Origin of the sequence: Moraxella catarrhalis, from assembly GCF_001656295.1 — a bacterium.
Taxonomy (GTDB): domain Bacteria; phylum Pseudomonadota; class Gammaproteobacteria; order Pseudomonadales; family Moraxellaceae; genus Moraxella; species Moraxella veridica.
In genome coordinates this window covers 1-19,128 of the sequence record NZ_LXHE01000019.1, presented here as the reverse complement: position 1 = coordinate 19,128, position 19,128 = coordinate 1, and the positions used below count along the sequence as shown (strand labels likewise).

At 44.2% G+C, this 19,128-nt stretch carries 18 protein-coding genes, 4 tRNA genes and 1 pseudogene; 6 read left to right on the top strand and 17 right to left on the bottom strand.

Annotated elements, in window-relative coordinates; genetic code table 11:
* Positions 1-88 precede the first annotated feature (88 nt).
* From tuf to AO382_RS11105, 6 genes and pseudogenes are all read right to left on the bottom strand, one after another.
* Entirely contained in the window at positions 89-1,279 is a 1,191-nt protein-coding gene (gene tuf, locus AO382_RS08365) for an elongation factor Tu (protein ID WP_064609853.1), read from the bottom strand.
* Between the two features lie 290 nt (positions 1,280-1,569).
* Positions 1,570-1,644: transfer RNA gene (locus tag AO382_RS08360), tRNA-Thr, on the bottom strand.
* Between the two features lie 12 nt (positions 1,645-1,656).
* A tRNA-Gly gene (locus tag AO382_RS08355) sits at positions 1,657-1,730 on the bottom strand.
* A gap of 27 nt (positions 1,731-1,757) precedes the next feature.
* A tRNA-Tyr gene (locus AO382_RS08350) sits at positions 1,758-1,841 on the bottom strand.
* Between the two features lie 78 nt (positions 1,842-1,919).
* Positions 1,920-1,995: transfer RNA gene (locus tag AO382_RS08345), tRNA-Thr, on the bottom strand.
* A gap of 206 nt (positions 1,996-2,201) precedes the next feature.
* A pseudogene (locus tag AO382_RS11105) lies at positions 2,202-2,342 on the bottom strand (transcriptional regulator); the annotation flags it as partial.
* On the opposite strand from AO382_RS11105, the gene AO382_RS08340 reads away from it, so the two are divergent.
* The gene (locus AO382_RS08340; RefSeq protein WP_227513666.1) at positions 2,287-2,838 is read left to right on the top strand and encodes a WYL domain-containing protein; all 552 of its coding nucleotides are present in this window, start codon (positions 2,287-2,289) and stop codon (positions 2,836-2,838) included. The pseudogene AO382_RS11105 and the gene AO382_RS08340 sit on opposite strands and share 56 nt — an antisense overlap.
* Before the next feature lie 129 nt (positions 2,839-2,967).
* Here the strand turns inward: AO382_RS08340 and AO382_RS08335 are convergent, their stop codons facing one another.
* Positions 2,968-4,479 (bottom strand): anthranilate synthase component I family protein, encoded by a 1,512-nt coding sequence (locus tag AO382_RS08335; RefSeq protein ID WP_081261396.1) that lies wholly within the window; start codon positions 4,477-4,479, stop codon positions 2,968-2,970.
* Between the two features lie 166 nt (positions 4,480-4,645).
* On the opposite strand from AO382_RS08335, the gene AO382_RS08330 reads away from it, so the two are divergent.
* Positions 4,646-6,397, top strand: a complete 1,752-nt coding sequence (locus AO382_RS08330; protein ID WP_064620094.1) for an alpha/beta-hydrolase family protein — start codon at positions 4,646-4,648, stop codon at positions 6,395-6,397.
* A gap of 78 nt (positions 6,398-6,475) precedes the next feature.
* Here the strand turns inward: AO382_RS08330 and AO382_RS08325 are convergent, their stop codons facing one another.
* From AO382_RS08325 to AO382_RS08285, 9 genes are all read right to left on the bottom strand, one after another.
* Positions 6,476-6,796, bottom strand: a complete 321-nt coding sequence (locus tag AO382_RS08325) for a hypothetical protein (RefSeq protein WP_064620103.1) — start codon at positions 6,794-6,796, stop codon at positions 6,476-6,478.
* Positions 6,797-6,835: 39 nt separating this feature from the next.
* On the bottom strand, positions 6,836-7,546 hold the full coding sequence (gene purC / locus AO382_RS08320; RefSeq protein WP_003666978.1) for a phosphoribosylaminoimidazolesuccinocarboxamide synthase: 711 nt from the start codon (positions 7,544-7,546) through the stop codon (positions 6,836-6,838).
* A 53-nt stretch (positions 7,547-7,599) separates the two neighbouring features.
* Positions 7,600-7,872 carry a hypothetical protein gene (locus AO382_RS08315; protein WP_064620091.1) on the bottom strand — a complete coding sequence of 91 codons (273 nt, stop codon included), beginning with the start codon at positions 7,870-7,872 and terminating at the stop codon, positions 7,600-7,602.
* A 71-nt stretch (positions 7,873-7,943) separates the two neighbouring features.
* On the bottom strand, positions 7,944-8,849 hold the full coding sequence (dapA, locus tag AO382_RS08310; protein ID WP_064620088.1) for a 4-hydroxy-tetrahydrodipicolinate synthase: 906 nt from the start codon (positions 8,847-8,849) through the stop codon (positions 7,944-7,946).
* Positions 8,850-9,037: 188 nt separating this feature from the next.
* Positions 9,038-10,441 carry a Do family serine endopeptidase gene (locus AO382_RS08305; protein WP_181878867.1) on the bottom strand — a complete coding sequence of 468 codons (1,404 nt, stop codon included), beginning with the start codon at positions 10,439-10,441 and terminating at the stop codon, positions 9,038-9,040.
* 161 nt (positions 10,442-10,602) lie between these two features.
* Positions 10,603-11,223: a dTMP kinase gene (gene tmk, locus AO382_RS08300; RefSeq protein WP_064620085.1), complete on the bottom strand. Its 621-nt coding sequence runs from the start codon at positions 11,221-11,223 to the stop codon at positions 10,603-10,605.
* Between the two features lie 12 nt (positions 11,224-11,235).
* A complete protein-coding gene (gene mltG / locus AO382_RS08295; RefSeq protein WP_064620082.1) occupies positions 11,236-12,375 on the bottom strand; it encodes an endolytic transglycosylase MltG in 1,140 nt (379 codons plus the stop codon).
* A gap of 103 nt (positions 12,376-12,478) precedes the next feature.
* A complete protein-coding gene (locus AO382_RS08290) occupies positions 12,479-13,309 on the bottom strand; it encodes an aminotransferase class IV (protein ID WP_064620079.1) in 831 nt (276 codons plus the stop codon).
* Complete coding sequence (locus AO382_RS08285; protein ID WP_064620097.1) at positions 13,310-13,909, bottom strand: hypothetical protein; 600 nt, start codon at positions 13,907-13,909, stop codon at positions 13,310-13,312. It lies immediately after the preceding gene.
* A gap of 123 nt (positions 13,910-14,032) precedes the next feature.
* Between AO382_RS08285 and aroE the strand changes: the two genes are divergently transcribed.
* From aroE to trxB, 4 genes are all read left to right on the top strand, one after another.
* Positions 14,033-14,824 carry a shikimate dehydrogenase gene (gene aroE / locus AO382_RS08280; RefSeq protein ID WP_064620077.1) on the top strand — a complete coding sequence of 264 codons (792 nt, stop codon included), beginning with the start codon at positions 14,033-14,035 and terminating at the stop codon, positions 14,822-14,824.
* 36 nt (positions 14,825-14,860) lie between these two features.
* The gene (locus tag AO382_RS10895) at positions 14,861-15,004 is read left to right on the top strand and encodes a hypothetical protein (RefSeq protein ID WP_181878866.1); all 144 of its coding nucleotides are present in this window, start codon (positions 14,861-14,863) and stop codon (positions 15,002-15,004) included.
* 232 nt (positions 15,005-15,236) lie between these two features.
* Complete coding sequence (locus tag AO382_RS08275; protein ID WP_064620075.1) at positions 15,237-17,057, top strand: acyl-CoA dehydrogenase C-terminal domain-containing protein; 1,821 nt, start codon at positions 15,237-15,239, stop codon at positions 17,055-17,057.
* Positions 17,058-17,188: 131 nt separating this feature from the next.
* A complete protein-coding gene (gene trxB / locus AO382_RS08270) occupies positions 17,189-18,145 on the top strand; it encodes a thioredoxin-disulfide reductase (RefSeq protein WP_064620072.1) in 957 nt (318 codons plus the stop codon).
* Between the two features lie 149 nt (positions 18,146-18,294).
* Here the strand turns inward: trxB and AO382_RS08265 are convergent.
* On the bottom strand, positions 18,295-19,128 hold an 834-nt coding region (locus tag AO382_RS08265; RefSeq protein WP_064620070.1), incomplete at its 5' end, for an elongation factor Tu.

The following is a 19,128-nucleotide window of genomic DNA, read 5'->3' as shown; positions in this document are numbered from 1 at the left end:
AAAAAAATCCAACCACCACCCATAAAAAAACCAAACCCTTTCGAGTTTGGTTTTTGTGGCAATTGCCTGGTTAATGACTGAAAAAGAATCAGTCTTTAACGTTAGCAACAACACCAGCACCAACAGTACGGCCGCCTTCACGGATTGCAAAGCGTAGACCTTTGTCCATGGCGATTGGGTGGATTAGCTCAACGCTCATCTCAACGTTATCACCTGGCATAACCATTTCAGTGCCTTCTTGTAGGGTGATGGCACCAGTTACGTCTGTGGTACGGAAGTAGAACTGTGGACGATAGCCATTTAGGAATGGGGTATGACGACCACCTTCTTCTTTTGATAGCACGTATACTTCTGCATCAAACTTGGTGTGTGGGGTGATTGAACCTGGCTTAGCCAATACTTGACCACGTTGAACTTCTTCACGCTTAGTACCACGTAGTAGGATACCACAGTTCTCACCTGCACGACCTTCGTCTAGCAGCTTACGGAACATTTCAACACCAGTACAAGTGGTTTTAGTAGTTGGTTTGATACCGATGATTTCAATTTCATCACCAACTTTAATAATGCCTGATTCAACACGGCCAGTTACAACAGTACCACGACCTGAGATTGAGAAGACATCTTCGATTGGCATTAGGAATGACTTATCGATGTCACGCTCAGGCTCTGGGATGTATGAATCTAGCGTGTCTAGTAGTTCTAGAACAGCAGGCTCACCATATTTACCGTCAGAACCATTCAATGCTTCTAGTGCTGAACCTTTGATGATTGGGGTGTCATCACCTGGGAAGTCATAGTCAGATAGAAGTTCACGAACTTCCATTTCAACCAATTCTAGTAGCTCTTCATCATCTACCATGTCGCACTTGTTCATGAATACCATGATATATGGTACACCAACCTGACGAGACAGTAGGATGTGCTCACGAGTTTGTGGCATTGGGCCGTCAGTTGCAGAAACAACCAAGATTGCGCCGTCCATCTGTGCAGCACCTGTGATCATGTTTTTAACATAGTCAGCGTGGCCTGGGCAGTCTACATGTGCGTAGTGACGAGCTTCTGTGTCATACTCGATGTGAGATGTGTTAATAGTAATACCACGTGCTTTTTCTTCAGGGGCAGAGTCGATAGCAGCGTAGTCTTTTGCTTCACCACCGTGGTGCTTAGCAGCAACGGTTGCGATAGCAGCAGTTAGAGTGGTTTTACCATGGTCAACGTGACCGATGGTACCAACGTTTACGTGTGGTTTTACACGTTCAAACTTGGCCTTTGCCATGATGGTTTCCTCATTGTTAATTAAACACCACGGTTTCGAAATATATAAATAAATTCAAAACCATATCCTGACACATTATAGCATATAAGATTTTTGATTGAAATACATTTAAATTCTTTTATTTCATCATAATGTCTTAATTAAGCCATCTTAATGAAATAATCAAACTACCCGCTGCCGACCTTTATTGCGACATAAACCAAATCATGTTGACTATATGCGCTATATGATCATAAACACCAAAAAATCCCCAATAAAAAATCCTTAGAAATATCTAAGGATTCTAAACATGGAGCTCTTGGCGAGAATTGAACTCGCGACCTCTCCCTTACCAAGGGAGTGCTCTACCCCTGAGCTACAAGAGCAAACTAATAATGTGGAGCGGGTGGCGGGAATCGAACCCGCACCATCAGCTTGGAAGGCTGAGGTTCTACCACTAAACTACACCCGCAGGGTAGTATACCTAGGTAGGGAATAATGGTGGTGGGGGAAGGATTCGAACCTTCGAAGCTTTCGCGACAGAGTTACAGTCTGTTGGGTTTGACCGCTCCCCAACCCCACCAAGTTTGATAGGCATTCTTTTACTGGTCTGGTAAAAGATGAAGCCCATTTTATGGGCTTAACCTAATATTTTTAGGAATGGTGCCGGCTGCCGGAATCGAACTGGCGACCTACTGATTACAAGTCAGTTGCTCTACCAACTGAGCTAAGCCGGCGGTGTATTTCCTAAGTGGTGCTTATAATACCAAATTTTTGAGATTGTGCAAGCTTTTTTTTAAAATTTTAATTCAAATTATGGATAATTTTTATAACTGATTGATTTTTATAAATTATTTGTGTTCAAATAACCCGATCGTTACTTATAATTAAAATAACGCATAAAAATTGAATCATTTTATTCAAATGGACACAACCTGTCCCATTAAGCGGTTATATTGACCTTATTACATTCAAGTATGATTTGCAAACCTAGTGAAGGATTAATGCCCAAAGCTTCACAGTACCAAATGTATTCAACCACATCAAGTCTGCGATCGCCCTCTTCTACTCGCTGTACAAGTGCCATCGCCGAACAACAGATCATTCGCTTGGATTATAAGAACCAAACTCGGCTTGTTCATCCTTATAAGCTTCTCAATCATCGGGGTTGTTGGTATTTGATCGCCACTCAAAATAATGAAATCAAAACTTTTAGGCTCAGTAAAATTCTTAATTTAAGTGTCTTACAAGGACAGTCTTTTGTGCCTGATGATGAGATCTGGCAATTAATTGATCAAGGTCAAGGAATTTGGTTCGGTCATCAGCTTACCAATGTACTCATCAAAACAGATGAATATGCACGGGGATATTTTTTACAAAAACAAATCTTGCCTAATCAAAAAATCATCAAGAGTTTGGAAGATGGCGGGCTGTTAATCCAATGCAGTGTCTATCAAAAGCAGCAGATTTTTCTGATGATTCGCTCATGGATACCACATTTAACCATCATCGAGCCTGCTGAATGGCGGGATGACTTAAATCATAGTTTAACAAATTGTTTAACTAATAATTTGGATTGACTATCAATGGTCGATCTCTTTGGATGTGGAAGCTATAATCAAATTTTATTTCTTTAAAATTTTTGGTCATATCAACTTTTTAATTCAAAGCGCGGTAATAGATAAGCTTTGAATTAAAAACAAATACACTTAAATCTCAAGCCCTCTACACGCCATTTCTACTGCCTTGACAAGGGCTAAAGCTTTTTTGTTGGTTTCATCCCATTCAGCCAAAGGGTCTGAATCTGCCACCACGCCTGCACCAGCTTGTACGTGGATTTGACCATCTTTCATGACGGCTGTGCGTATCGCGATGGCAGTATCCATATTGCCATGCCAGCCAAGATATCCGATCGCCCCACCAAAAACGGTGCGGCGCACCGGCTCAACTTCATCAATAATTTGCATGGCACGGATTTTTGGCGCACCAGACAAAGTACCCGCTGGAAAAGTCGCGCAAAACACATCCAAAGCATCCACATCTTGGCGCACACGCCCCTCGACATTACTAGCGATATGCATCACTTGTGAGTAGCGCTCAATGAACATCTTATCGGTCACCTTAACCGAACCGATCTCACAGACGCGCCCAATGTCATTACGTCCTAGATCAATGAGCATCAGATGTTCTGCAATCTCTTTTTGATCGTTCAATAACTCATGCTCAAGCGCCAGATCCTCATCCATATCACTGCCACGCCGGCGTGTACCTGCCAATGGTCTGACCGTCACTGTGCCGTTTTCGATGCGCGATAAAATCTCAGGGGAAGCACCAATAATATCAAACGGTGATTTGATTGTACCAAAAGTTTCACCATGCAGCATAAATAGATACGGCGATGGGTTTAAATAACGCAGCGCTCGATACACACTGAGCGCATCTGCTTCAAACTTGGCTGACAATCTTTGGGCGGGCACGACTTGCATCACATCGCCTGCCAAGATGTAGTCTTTGATTTTTTGGACATCATCACAGAATTTTTGCTCGCCTGTGGCTGACACAAACTTTGGTATCGGTTGCACTTTGGTGGTCAGATCTGGCTTTTGATTCAGGGCATTTTCGATATTCGTTAAGCGGCTGAGCGCATCTTCATAGCCATTTTCAACATCACAGTTGGCATAGACCACAATAGAAAGCGTGTGCTCAAGATTATCAAAGACCACCACCTCTGTAGAAAGCATCAGCCACAGATCAGGTAAATTCAAAGGATTGGGTGCACCAGAATGCCCAACTGTCGGCTCAATCGTGCGTATCAAATCATACCCAAAATACCCCACCAAACCGCCACTAAAGACTGGTAAATTTGGCACATCGTCTTTGGTGGGCATTTTAAATTGCCCCATAAAGCGTCGAATCTCATCAAACGGCTGATCGGTCTTTGTACTTGATACCGTACCCACAAGCTCCGACCCTACGCGCATGACGCCATCTTGGTATTCAAAATACACACCCTTACCCAGACCAATCATCGAGTAACGCGCAAAACGCTCACCGCCAACCACCGACTCAAACAAATATGCCTTGGGATTGAGCTGTCTGATATTGGCAAAAACCGACACAGGCGTGGCATCATCCATAAGGCGTTTTTTGATTAAGGGTACATGGCTAAAGCCCTGACTTTTGAGGCGAAGATACTCGTGATGACTCAGCAAAGTTGACATGATACTTCCAAAATTTTTATAAAAATTGGTCTATCATAGCATAAAAGACTGGGCTTAAAAACCTAAAATTCATTAACGCTTTTACAACAAAGTTTTTGATTTCTTTTATTTTTTATTTAATTAAAATGATAAAATCTGTGTCTTTATTTTGTTATTTTGGGTTGTTATGAAGCTGCCATCCAGTGCCAACGCGCCATCCCACCATCCCATCGCCTCACCTTGGTTGTTTTTTCATACACTGAGTATTTTTGGGCTCATTTTGGGGTTTGTCTGTTTTTATATCTCCATGACGCCCATGCTACTGCCGCGTTCATGGTTGATACAAACCGTTTGCTGTGCGGTATCTGGATCAGTTGGCTACGCTGTGGGCAAATTTATTCATCATGCCATCAATCTGATTTGTCTTGCACTAAATCGCCCAAAACTCACCGTTTTGAGCAAATACCGTTTACCCATTACTCTCATTGGACTGCTGGGTTTGGTTGCCATGACATTTTATCAGTGGCAGATCATGCAAACCATGCGTGACTTGATGGATATGCCCAAAGAGCCGCTGTACCTTACAGCCCTTGGCGTGGTGATTGGGGTGTTAGGCTGGCTTGGTATCATTGTATTAGGTCGATGGATTATTGTTTTGATTGAGTGGCTGGTGAATCTGATTGCTCCAAAACTTGCATTACCGATTCGCGTGATCACCTGGGTTTTGGTCACTGCATTGGTCGGCTCAGTTTTGATAGGGCTGACGCGTCATTATGTATGGCGCCCTGCTTTGCAATTCATCTCCCAAAAAGCCCTTGAGCTTGATTTGACAGAGCCTGAGTCTTTAAATGCGCCCATCACGCCCAACCGCTCAGGCGTTGATGGCGTCTCAACTCAGTCATGGCAGGCGCTTGGACATTATGGTCAGCGTTTTGTCTCACTTGGTCCAAGTGCAGCTGACATTTCTTCAGTCACTGGCAAGCCTGCTTTGGAACCCATCCGCGTCTTTGTTGGGCTTGATCATGAAGAATCTGTCACCAGTGATGCAGACGCACTGGTGACATTGGCCCTCAAAGAGATGGACAGAACAGGCGCATGGCAGCGATCACACTTGGTCATTCATGGCGCAACAGGTCGTGGTTGGGTTGAAGAATACAGCAGCTTAGCGGCAGAATATCTGACCGATGGCGATATAGCCAGCGTCTCCATCCAGTATTCTTATTTACCAAGCCAAATTTCATTCATTGTTGATAGGCAAGCCTCCAGTGACGCCAACCAGCGATTATATCAAGCCATTCAAAATAGACTGTCCAAGCTCGATCCCAAACACCGCCCCAAGCTCTATTTGGCCGGTGAATCGCTGGGCGCCTTTGCCACCCAAAGCAATTTTCAAGATTACAATGAACTGATATCAAGCATTGATGGCGCTGTATGGGTCGGTACGCCACGACTTAGCGAGCTTTGGTCAAATTTGGTTAAGATGCGTGCAGATAGCACACCTGAGAATTTGCCCATTATCGATGGGGGACGGCATGTGCGATTTATGGATTATCCAGAAATGCTAAGCATGCAAGGTCATCCTCAAGGACATCTTTATGAAAATTGGCGGCCACCGCGCATTGTCTTTGTGCAATATGCATCTGATCCGATTGTCTGGTGGTCGCCCGACATGCTCTATCGCCGTCCAGATTGGATGAGCGAGCCAGCAGGGCGAGATCTTGCTCGTATGCCGCTTTGGCTACCCATTTTGAGCCTTTGGGAGCTGAGCTTAGATATGCCAGCATCAAGCAACACTCCGCCAGGGCATGGTCATATCTATCGCCATGATGCGATACACGCTTGGCAAGCCGTACTAGACACCCAGAGGCCTACTTATGAAACATTAGCGCAAGTCATCGAAGATCGCGTGCAAGAAGGCGTCACTGAGCGCAGCGATTAACAGAATCCTAACAAATAAGCCTTTGAATATTTCCAAAGGCTTATGACAGGATTGGCTAATTAATTTAATTTGGTAAGCTTAATCGCTATCAACATCCACCGTTTGATAGACTTCATAAGCGGGTACTTCATAAGGATGTGCACACTTATAAGCTTCAACAACTTCATACAGCTTATTTTCAGGCACGATCATTTCCACTTTCCATTCAGAAACCTGACTGACCTGCCCGATTTTACCAATCGTTGGATTAGCACCTTCCAAGGGGCAAAACTGACCGACGCCCAAGGTCTGCCAGCTGCAACGCTCATATTGACCAAAATGACCTGCACCAGCTTCAAACATCGCAGTCTTTACCGTCTCTAAATCAGGCTCAGGGATATAGGTAACAATTTTATACATCTGAAAATACATGGCTTTATCTTCAAAATCTGTAAATAATTACAAAGGTACACCAATGCGGCGAGCAACTTCTTCATAGCCCTCAACCACATCGCCCAAACCTTGACGGAAGCGATCTTTATCAAGTTTTTTCTTGGTTTGCTTATCCCACAAGCGGCAGCCATCTGGCGAAAATTCATCACCAAGTACCACACGACCTTGGAATAACCCAAACTCCAATTTAAAATCCACCAACATCAAGCCTGCATCATCAAACAATTTTGATAATACTTCATTGACTTTCAAAGTCAGGCTTTGCATTTGGGCAAGCTCATCAGCAGTGGCATAACCCAGAGCAATGGCGGTTGACTCACTCAACATCGGATCACCAAGTGCATCGTCCTTATAAAACAGCTCATAAGTTGGTGGTAATAATGGCAAACCTTCAGATAGCCCCAAACGCTTCATCAAACCGCCTGCAGCATAGTTACGCACAACAGCTTCCACAGGAATCATTTTTAGGCGTTTTACCAAGACTTCATCATCAGAAAGCTGCTTTTCAAAGTGCGTTTCAATGCCTGCATCTGCAAGTTTTTGCATGATAAAAGCATTAAAACGATTATTAACGATGCCTTTTCGGTCAAGGCTTTCCATTTTTTCGCCATTAAATGCACTGGCATCATTACGAAAATGTAAAATCAAATAGTCAGAATGGTCAGTTTCATAAACGGATTTGGCTTTTCCAGTATAAAGTAGTGCTTGTTTTTGCATGGTAATCTCATTTGATTAATAAATTAGGAAGTCATCCAAAGCTTTAAGCGATATTACCTAACGCTCGGTGGTCTTGGCAGTTGATATTGCTTGCCTGATTCATTCATAAAATCTGGCAACTGGCTCACCGAATTTGGTGTATGATACAAAGGTGTAAATTCTGCAGTTGGTTGTTGTGCTGGCAACTGAATAGGCACCAGTTTTTTTTCATTGCGATAATCCAAACTGCCATTATTACGCTTTGACAGAATATTTTTGGTTGTTGTGCAGCCTGTCAACATCATGCTAGCCGTTAACACACCAGCCGTGATTTTTAAAAATTTCATAAACCTTCCACTTTTGTCTTGTATTTGGTCATTACCCATATTTATCAGCATGTCAGCGAGTATTACTCAAACTAAATCAACCCTGCTTTTTTGAGTGAATTATCAATGGTTTCGTGATAGTGTTCAGCCAGCCAAACCATAGGCAAACGAATGCCTGTGCCAATTTTGCCCATTTTGTGTAAGGCATATTTGACAGGCTGGGGGCTGGACTCAATGAATAAATCACGGTGTAGATGAACAATAGTATCATGAATTTGGTAAGCTTCCTCAAAACGACCTTCAAGTGCCAATCCAAACGCTTGACTCATCGCCTTGGGTGCAATATTAGAGGTAACAGAAATATCACCTTTTGAGCCATATTTTATCAGCTCAAGTGCTGTTGGATCATCGCCTGATAATACCACCATACGCTCACCCACTCGGCGAATTAGACTGATGCCTCGTTCAAGATTACCTGTTGCATCCTTGATTGCCACGATATTATCAATATCCGCCAAACGGCTCACTGTCTCTTCAGATAAATCAGCGACCGTGCGACCAGGCACATTATATAAAATCTGAGGAATATCCACCGCCTCAGCAATCGCCTTAAAGTGCTGATACATGCCTTCTTGGGTTGGCTTGTTATAATATGGCACAACCAATAAGGCAAAATCAGCACCTGCTTCCTTGGCAGCAGCGGTCAGCGCGATCGCCTCGTGGGTTGAGTTGGCGCCAGTGCCTGCGATGACTGGGACACGCCCTGCGACTTGCTTCACAAAAAATCCAATCACATCGATATGCTCATCCATCGCAAGGGTCGCTGACTCGCCCGTGGTGCCTACCGCTACCAAGGCATTAATTCCTTCATCAATCTGCCAATCTATAAGACGGGCAAGCGTATCATAATCCACCGAGCCATCCGGCTTCATGGGAGTCACCAAAGCGGTCATGACACCTTTTAATGTTGATTTGATTTGTTGATACGCATCTGTCATAAGACACCTTGCTAAATACTTTTAGTTGTGATGAAGACGATTGGAGCTGCTTTAGCTAAGATTTTAAAAAGCAGAATAATCTTTTGTAGTTTATCACATTTAGATGACATTTTTACAGTTATTTTATGATCTGATCGCAGACTTGGTCAGTTTGAGTGATCGATCAGCGGGCACACTTTAGCCATCGTTTAGTCATCAATACGCAGCCCAATAATAGCAGGCGTGCCTTGACGAATCAGTTGCACTGCTACCACGCCTGATTTTGGCAGCTGGGCGACAACAGCGGCAAACTCTTCAATATCGCGGATGGGTTGATGATTTAGCCCAACAACCACATCACCAGGACTGATGCCAGCGCGCGCAGCTCGGCCCACCAGATCCACCGAAGTAATCATCACGCCGCCATTGACACCATAGCGACTCAATGTACGCCGCTCGGCTGCATTAAGCGATCTTAAGCGCACACCCAAACGCACGCCATCGGTATTTTTTGATTTGGATTCAGAGGCAATGTCATTTTGAGCATCGCCAAAATTGCCTGATGCGGTATACTGCCGTCCTTGACGCTGATAGGTCAGCACAAAAGAATCATTGGGTTTGGCGCGATTGATCTGGTTTAATAAATCATGGGCATGCACAATCGGAATGTCATTAAAACTTAGTACCACATCCCCAGCTTTAAGCCCTGCTTGACTGGCGGGATAATCTGGATTTACGCGAGTGAGCAGCGCACCTTGAGGTCTGGACAATCCATATGCTTCAGCCAAATTGCGATCAACATCCTGAACAGAGATGCCTAAATACACTCTGGTGACGCGTCCATGGTCGCGAATTTGGCGATAAATGTCCATAGCAGCATCAATAGGAATGGAAAATGACAGCCCCATATATCCGCCAGTGCCACTAAAGATCAAAGAATTGACCGCCACCACTTCTCCGTGCTGATTAAATAACGGTCCGCCTGAATTACCAGGATTTAAGGCGACATCACTTTGGATAAAGGGGACAGCTGCCTCACGGCTGACATTACGAGATTTTGCCGAGACAATCCCTGCCGAGGCTGAATAATCAAAACCAAACGGTGAGCCGATGGCAAGTACAGGTTCGCCAACTTTTAGATTATCTGTTTTAGCCACTGGTAAGGCAGGGAAATGAGCGCCTGAAACTTTCAGCACCGCAATGTCTGAGCTTTCATCACTACCGACCAAAGTTGCATCAAGCTCAGTGCGATCATGCAAGGTAACAGTGATGGTTTGAGCATTTTCAACCACATGATGATTGGTCAAAATATAACCATCTTGGGTAATAAAAAATCCCGTGCCATAACCATGCTCGATCACTGGAATATCGGGTAGCTTGGCTTGATTGCCCAAAAATCCTTTGAGTAATTCAACAGCGCGCGCCTGCGCCAGCGTCTCTTGATTAACATTTTTGGTGATGCTGATACGCACAACCCCTGGCGAGACGCGCTCAACCAAGTCTGAAAAGTCCACTTGATGAGCGGCATGTGCTTGGGTAGCGTGCGTTAGCGTAAACCAAGCAGGCGTCGATACCATCATGGCTGTACACAGCGCCAGAGCGATTTTGCGCATAAAAATTCCTTAGCGTAGCGAGCGGTAATTTTGCCAAAGTATCATCAATTTTTATCTTACCGTCAAGATTGTTTTGGCGACAAAATCTTACCAAAGACTTACAAAAGCTGACGATAGCCGTCAATAAAGCGCCACAAAAAGCGGCTTAAGCCATCAAACAATCAATCAAGACCCAAAGCGGTATCTATCCGTGTCGCCACTTCTGCCACAGTACCATTGGCGTCAATGCGATGAATGCGATTGGGGTGGTGGCTGTGCTGATATGCCAAACCTTGATACACACGCTCAAAAAAAGCAATGTCGTTGGCTTCTAGCCGATCGGCGGCACTGCGTTTGGCGGCACGCTGCATGCCCGTAACCACATCCAAGTCAAGCCAAAGCGTCACATCTGGATAAATGGGCACAAACTGCTCAATCAAAAGCTCAATCTTAGCCAATGCCGCTTGTTTTCCATGATATCGCCCAAAACCCTGATAAGCCACCGTACTATCAAAAAAGCGGTCACTGACTACCCATTTACCTGATTTGATTGCAGGTAAAATCACCTGATGCAAATGATCACTGCGTGCAGCAAACATCAGCAAAATCTCTGTGTCGGCATTCATATTGGCATTCGGGTTTAAAAATAGTTGACGCAACTGCTCGGCCAGCTCACTACCACCTGGCTCTCTTGTACGCACGACTTGTATGCCACGATCCACCAAACGAGTAATGAGCGCTTCAATTGCCGTGGTTTTACCCACGCCTTCAGTACCCTCAAAACTGATAAATTTCCCTTGCATGCACTTACCCTTTTATTGATTACTATCACTCATAAAAGCACGATATTCTGCCACAGCTTTTTGATGCTCTTGATAGGTACGACTAAAAGTATGCCCCCCATTGCCTGTTGCGACAAAATAAATCACATCGGTATCAGCAGGGTGCATGGCTGCCTTAATGGAAGCTTCCGAAGGTAATGCGATGGGCGTTGGTGGCAGACCATCAATTTGATAGGTATTATAATCTGTTTTTTCGGCAATATTACTTCGATAAATCTTACCATCATAACGGTCAAACATGCCATAAATGATTGTCGGATCTGTTTGCAGTCTCATGCCCTGACGCAGACGATTGACAAATACCGCTGAAACCATTTGTCGTTCTTGTTTAATGCCCGTTTCTTTTTCGATGATGCTTGCCATGATCAGTGCGTCATACGGCGTCTCATAAGGCAAAGTTTCATCACGAGATTCCCAAGCTTTATTCAAAATTTTTATCTGATCTTGATATAAGCGTCTTAAAATTTCTAAATCAGTTGTGCCATGTGAAAATTGGTAAGTATTTGGTGCAAACATACCCTCCAAATTGCCATTGGGTGATTCAATCTCAAGTGCCTTTGCCACCGCCTCATTATCACGCACCACATCTGTCCAACTATAACCATCTGCAGGCGGGGTAAGAACTTTTAAAACCACACCATCGGTCGTCTTAAGCGTATGATACAACTCTTTAACCGTCTTACCCTCAATGATACGCAAACTAAATTCAGTCGCCATCCCGCCCTGACTTAAAATACGAATCATCTGAGCAAGGCTAGCACCTGCTGGCACTTGATAGTTTCCAGCTTGTAGCGGCTTATCTGTGGCAAGTGCCACATATGCCTTAGTCACAAACGCCGAACTCAAAAATGCATCTGACCAAGGTTTTTTACTCAAAAGACTGTGATAAGCCTCGCCTTTATCCACCGTAAGTGTCTGCTCTGGATGACCAGTCGTTGCATAAATTGACTGATACACGACAAAAAGCACAATCAATGTGGCAACCAAAGCCATCATCAGAAGTACAGTTTTGATCGGGGAATTGGGCGAAGTGGTGTGAGTTTTTGGGCGTCTTGATGCATGCCTATGCTTTGGTGTTTTTTGGGGTTTTTGGGTTTTTTTTGGAGCTGCCATAAGATTTCATTGCGATAAATTTTGTTCATTTTAGCAAAAATTTATGACCAATGACCATAAATTTAGTACATGTCACACACTCACTTCATGATAGATGGATAAATCAGCCCAAAAGATGCGTCAATTGACGCCCATTAAGCATTGACATGGCGGTCATACCACGAACTGCATTGGTCGTGATTAAGCCATTGACTAAATCAAGATCTGCATTGGTAAATAAACGCTCTTTAACATCACCAAGCAGCCCACTTTGAATAACGGCACATCGCATGACCCCTAACACGCCCGATTTATCAACCAACGGCGTGTACCAATTCTGCCCAAGACGATAAAACACATTCCCCATCGTCGCACAAATCCACTCGCCATGCACATTGGCAACCAAACCATCCAAGATACTGTCATCCACACTCTGACGATAAAGCAGCTCTGCGTGTGCAAAAACCTGTTCTGTTGCACCAATCAGCTTAATTCCTGCCAACTGCGGTGGGCGATGAGATAGCTTGTGTGTCAAGCAGACCATTTGGCGTGGCATGGCTGGCTGGATGGGTATGCCTTTGATAAACGATACGCCTTGATAAATCGCTGATGGCATCACTTTAATCAACACTTGGGCGGGCTGCACTGACAAAAAACCGTAGCCACGTAAGCTTTGCTTGGGTCGAGTGATGATGATTTTGATCATGCCTTCTGTCATGTGATGGGCAAGCTGACTTAGACCCGTCATCATCTCATCAGTTTCTAAAGTAAGCTTAAAAATACTCAAACCATGCGTGATTCTGTCGCGGTGTAATTCAGCAAAAAGGATCTCACCTTGGTACACGCCGATGGTACTAAAAAATCCATCCCCAAAGGCAAAGGCTCGCTCATCCATGCGATCATCTGATGCCACCAAAGTGCGATTGAAATACTGATAAAACTTTGCCATAGCCATTTATTTATGCAAAATAATTTGGCAGCGGTAGTCTTGGCAATCCGCCTGCTCAAGATTGAGCGTACCAACACGCTGGGAGCCCATAGCGATACCTTGAAGTATTTGATGCACGACATGAGCGCCTGTATTTGGGTCAAGCATACTCATCATGCGATAGCCACGCTTGGCAAAGTCGATGGACTGCGCTTTGGTTGTCTCATCGTCAGTGGACGCAGCATAATACCAAACCACCTCCAAGAAATTCTCTGACTCAATGAGATAAAACGGTGGCTCGTGCGGTGCGCTAAAGCGGTAGCGGGTCGCACGCCTACCATAAAAATCAAGCGCCTCTTCTGTTGTGGCAGTGCTGCCAAGCTGTGCTTTTAGCTCTTCAATATCGCTGCTTGTATCGGCAGCCTTTTGCCATGTGGCAGTATCATAGACGACAGGCTCATAGACCTTGACCTCACCATCATCTTCGACCAATTCTTCATCAGCGACTGGACGAAATGTCAAAAACAGCACCGCCAAAACTGCCAATAAAACTGCCCATATTAGCCAAGTTTTACGGATTTTTTTGGGAGAAGTACTGGGGGTTTTTTTTGGTTGGTCGCTTGCCATGACATTACCATCAATCAAAATTTTAACAATTTTAACATAAAAGCCCATAGACACCACCCCATCAGCAGCGAATTTTGATAAAATTAGCCTTTAACCATTTTAGCTTACCGGAAACCCCACCCCATGCAGCACTTTATCGTCATTGGCAATCCCATCAATCACTCAAAAAGCCCGCAAATCCATACCGCCTTTGCACGCAGTGTCGGGCTGCCTGTGAGCTATCAAAAACAATATTGCCCCAATGATGCAGACAGCTTTACCGCCGTTGTGTCTGCATTTTTTGCAGGCGGCGGTGTGGGAGCAAATATTACCCTGCCCTTTAAAGAAATAGCATTTGATATGATTAAATCAAATGGACGCCTAAGCACGCATGCCCTTGCTGCAGGTGCGGTAAATACCATTTTACAAGACCAACATGGTCTGTATGGCGATAACACTGACGGTCGTGGGTTGGTTGCAGATTTGTACGCACAGGCAATCAAGTTGGATAATAAAAAAATTGCCCTTATCGGTGCAGGTGGTGCGACTCGTGGCGCGATTTTGCCACTTTTAGAAACTGGCTCACAGATCACTGTTTTTAATCGCACTTTCTCAAAAGCCCAAGCCTTGATTGATGATTTTAACTCTGATCGTTTAAGCGCAAAGCCGCTGGCAGACTTAAACACTGCCGACGCCTTCGATGTGATTATCAATGCCACATCTGCCACCACCACAGGGCAGGTGCTTGATTTGGGCGGCTGCTCGGCAAGCTTTGCCTATGATATGATGTACGGCAAGCCATCGGAATTTTTGGCGCATTTTGAAAAACAAGGCGCCAAGACATCCGATGGTTTTGGTATGCTTATCCATCAAGCAAAACTGTCTTTTGAACAATGGACAGGCGAGACGATTGACTTATCCCAAGTGGAATTTTAAATTGACTGTTTATTTAACTTTAATTGGAGAGATGATATGACCGAAAAACTTCAAACTCAAGCTGATGAGATGTTTGATGATTTAGAGGATTTATTTGATGACTTTGATGGCATCGCGGTTGAAGGTGGCGTCGATAGCATCAATGATGAAGGCTGCGAAGGCGGTGCATGTAAGCTGTGATCAGACAAATTAAGAAGTCATTGAATGGGCTGTGGATAGTTTATGGCTTATTTTAAGGGTATTTTGCACAGTTGAATAACTAATAATTATAATAAATCTTATTTATTATGAAAATAAGTTATCTATACCATTTTAACCCTTTAATAAACAGCAAAATCTCTGTATAGTGAAAGCATCTCAAGCAGTTTTTGAGTGCTCACACGCCCTATAAATTGAAATAAAAGGATATTTCATGTTAACTTATAAAGCCCCTTTACGTGATATCAAATTTTTGATGAACGAAATGCTTGACTATCAAGCGCATTACAAAACATTGGACAATGGCGCCGCTGCAGATCCTGAGTCTGTGGATATGATCCTAGAAGGCTTTGCAGATTTTGCCGAAAATGTGCTATCACCCTTATATCAGCCTGCCGATGCCGAAGGCTGTACTTTTAAAGATGGCGAAGTCACCACACCGACTGGCTTCAAAGAAGCGTATCAGCAGTTCGTTGAAGGCGGCTGGCAAGGCATCAGCTATCCTGAAGAATTTGGCGGCATGAATTTGCCGATGTCTTTAAATCTGATCAAATCAGAAATGATGGGTACAGCAAACTGGCCATGGGCAATGTATCCTGGTCTTACCACAGGCTCTGTTAATACGATTTTACAGTATGGCGACGCCGAACAAAAATCTACCTATCTGCCAAAACTGATCTCAGGTGAGTGGTCAGGTACGATGTGTTTGACAGAAGCGCAGTGCGGTACTGACCTAAATCAGATGAAAACTCGTGCGGTGCCAAACGATGATGGCAGCTACGCAATCACAGGCAGTAAAATTTTCATTTCTGCAGGTGAGCATGATTTGACCGAGAATATTATTCATATCGTTTTAGCAAGACTGCCTGATGCACCTGCAGGCACTAAAGGTATTTCGTTGTTTATCGTACCCAAATTCCTACCAAATGCTGATGGCGAAGCGGATAAGAGAAATGCTGTTGTCTGCGGATCTATTGAACACAAAATGGGCATTTCATCTTCTGCTACTTGTGTTATCAACTTTGATGGTGCGACTGGATTTTTGATTGGCGAAGCAAATAAAGGGCTTAAAGCCATGTTCACTTATATGAATACTGCTCGTATTGGTACAGGTATCCAAGGTTTGGCACATATAGAGCTGTCATTTCAAAACTCCCTACCCTATGCCAAAGAGCGTCGCTCAATGCGTGCTTTATCAGGTGTCAAAGAGCCAAATCAACCAGCCGATGCCATCATTCATCATGCTGATGTTCGCCGTATGCTACTTACCCAAAAAGCGTTTGCCGAAGGTGCTCGCTCCATGATTTATCATACCGCACGATATGCTGACAAGTTGGCAGAAGCGGTTGCTAAAGACGATGAGACCGCCATCAAAAAGTGGGATGATAAAATGGGGTTTTTTACACCCATCTTAAAAGGGTTTTTAACTGAACTTGGTATTGAAGCTGCCAAGCATGGTCAACAAATCTATGGCGGACACGGCTATATCAAAGAATCAGGCATGGAGCTCATCGCTCGTGATGCACGCATTGCGACACTGTATGAAGGTACGACAGGCGTACAGGCGCTGGACCTATTGGGCAGAAAAGTACTGCTGCATGGTGGCGGTAAAGCGATTCGTGATTATACCGCGAGCATCATGAAATGGTGCGGTGAGTATGCCCTAGATAAAGACATGCGCAAATATGTCTGGGTACTGACCAAACTGTGTGCTGAATGGAACATGCTGACCGCACGCCTACTACTGACCGCGCGTAAAGATCGCGACATCGTGTCAGCGGCTTCTGATGACTTTTTGATGTATTCAGGCTATGTGATGATGGCATATCATTGGGCACGCATGGCAGCCGTTTCATTTGATAAAATCAAAAACGGCGGAGAGCAGCCTAAAGAGTTTTATATCGCCAAAACTCAGACAGCTGAATTCTACTTTGAAAAGCTTCTACCTCGCAGCTCAGCCCATGCAGAGAGCATGACCGTACCAAGCGAGACCATGATGCAGATGGACATTGATCACTTTGCATTTTTAGATTAATCGTTGCATGATCTAAAGCAAGTTATCTTGTATCAAAAGCCCAAATCTCAATGATTCGGGCTTTTTACTTGCAATTATGGGTGGCAGCCTTATATACTTATCAAATCGTTGTTTAATTAGGAAGTGAAATTATGTCAAAGCATCATCGCCTTATCATTCTTGGCTCAGGTCCTGCAGGATATTCTGCAGCCGTTTATGCCGCTCGAGCTAATCTAAATCCTGTCATCATTACAGGCTTGCAAGTTGGCGGACAGCTGACCACAACCACTGAGGTGGATAATTGGCCAGGCGATGCGCATGGTCTGACTGGTAATGGTCTGATGGATCGCATGAGAGCACATGCCGAACGCTTTGGTACAGAGCTCATTTATGACAGCATCAATCAAGTCGATTTACAAAATCGACCTTTCACATTGGTGGGAGACAGCGGTACATATACCTGTGACGCGCTGATCATTGCTACTGGCGCTACTGCTCAGTATTTGGGACTGGATTCTGAACAAAAATTCATGGGTCAAGGCGTATCTGCATGTGCCACTTGTGATGGTTTTTTTTATAAGAATCAAAAAATTGCCGTGGTTGGCGGCGGTAATACCGCTGTTGAAGAAGCGCTATATCTTTCTAATATCGCTAGCGAAGTCATCTTGATACATCGCCGCGATAGCCTGCGCGCCGAAAAAATCCTGCAAGATCAATTATTTGAAAAAGTTAAAAATGGTAATATTAAGATTGAGTGGAATCATCAGGTCAAAGAAGTGACTGGGGATGACATGGGCGTTACCGGGCTTACCATTGAATCAACCCAAGACGGGTCGGTTAAACAGTTAGACATTATGGGTCTGTTTGTTGCTATTGGCCATAAGCCCAATACTGGGCTATTTGAAGGTCAGCTTAAGATGCAAGACGGCTATATTATTGTTAATAGCGGATTGAGTGGCAATGCAACTGCGACCAGTATTGAGGGCGTGTTTGCTGCTGGGGATGTGGCTGATCATGTCTATCGCCAGGCGATTACATCAGCTGGCACTGGATGTATGGCTGCACTTGATGCCGAAAAGTATTTGGATGCCCTTGCTATCCAACCTTAAATAGCTAAATAAAAAATGTGTTGGGTTAACCAGCACATTTTTTATTTAATACTCAAATCTAAAAAAAATCCAACCACCACCCATAAAAAAACCAAACCCTTTCGAGTTTGGTTTTTGTGGCAATTGCCTGGTTAATGACTGAAAAAGAATCAGTCTTTAACGTTAGCAACAACACCAGCACCAACAGTACGGCCGCCTTCACGGATTGCAAAGCGTAGACCTTTGTCCATGGCGATTGGGTGGATTAGCTCAACGCTCATCTCAACGTTATCACCTGGCATAACCATTTCAGTGCCTTCTTGTAGGGTGATGGCACCAGTTACGTCTGTGGTACGGAAGTAGAACTGTGGACGATAGCCATTTAGGAATGGGGTATGACGACCACCTTCTTCTTTTGATAGCACGTATACTTCTGCATCAAACTTGGTGTGTGGGGTGATTGAACCTGGCTTAGCCAATACTTGACCACGTTGAACTTCTTCACGCTTAGTACCACGTAGTAGGATACCACAGTTCTCACCTGCACGACCTTCGTCTAGCAGCTTACGGAACATTTCAACACCAGTACAAGTGGTTTTAGTAGTTGGTTTGATACCGATGATTTCAATTTCATCACCAACTTTAATAATGCCTGATTCAACACGGCCAGTTACAACAGTACCACGACCTGAGATTGAGAAGACATCTTCGATTGGCATTAGGAATGACTTATCGATGTCACGCTCAGGCTCTGGGATGTATGAATCTAGCGTGTCTAGTAGTTCTAGAACAGCAGGCTCACCATATTTACCGTCAGAACCATTCAATGCTTCTAGTGCTGAACCTTTGATGATTGGGGTGTCATCACCTGGGAAGTCATAGTCAGATAGAAGTTCACGAACTTCCATTTCAACCAATTCTAGTAGCTCTTCATCATCTACCATGTCGCACTTGTTCATGAATACCATGATATATGGTACACCAACCTGACGAGACAGTAGGAT